Origin of the sequence: Shewanella electrica, assembly GCF_022321485.1 — a bacterium.
GTDB classification, from domain to species: Bacteria; Pseudomonadota; Gammaproteobacteria; order Enterobacterales; family Shewanellaceae; genus Shewanella; species Shewanella electrica.
Map to the genome: position 1 here is coordinate 1 of NZ_JAKOGG010000048.1, position 417 is coordinate 417.

Genomic DNA, 417 nt, shown 5'->3' on the forward strand with positions numbered 1-417 from the left:
TGCCCAGGGAAGCGGTCTGTCTACAGGTGTTGAAGCAAACCAGAAGCAAGCAAGATGTGTGACGACGATGTTGCTGCCCTCGTAGTTGACAATGGTTCCGGGATGTGCAAGGCCGGTTTCGCCGGAGACGACGCCCCGAGGGCCGTCTTCCCATCCATCGTCGGCAGGCCCAGGCACCAGGGTGTCATGGTTGGTATGGGTCAAAAGGACAGCTATGTAGGAGATGAAGCCCAAAGCAAGAGAGGTATCCTCACCCTGAAATACCCAATTGAACACGGTATCATCACCAACTGGGACGACATGGAAAAGATCTGGCATCACACCTTCTACAACGAGCTGCGAGTCGCTCCAGAGGAACACCCCATCCTCCTGACTGAGGCTCCCCTCAACCCTAAAGCCAACAGGGAGAAGATGACC

At 55.4% G+C, this 417-nt stretch carries 1 protein-coding gene; it reads left to right on the plus strand.

Features of this window, described 5'->3' with window-relative positions:
• Positions 1-54: 54 nt before the first annotated feature.
• The coding region (locus L9G74_RS23815) for an acetate and sugar kinases/Hsc70/actin family protein (protein ID WP_238898508.1) at positions 55-417 on the plus strand (363 nt) is incomplete at its 3' end.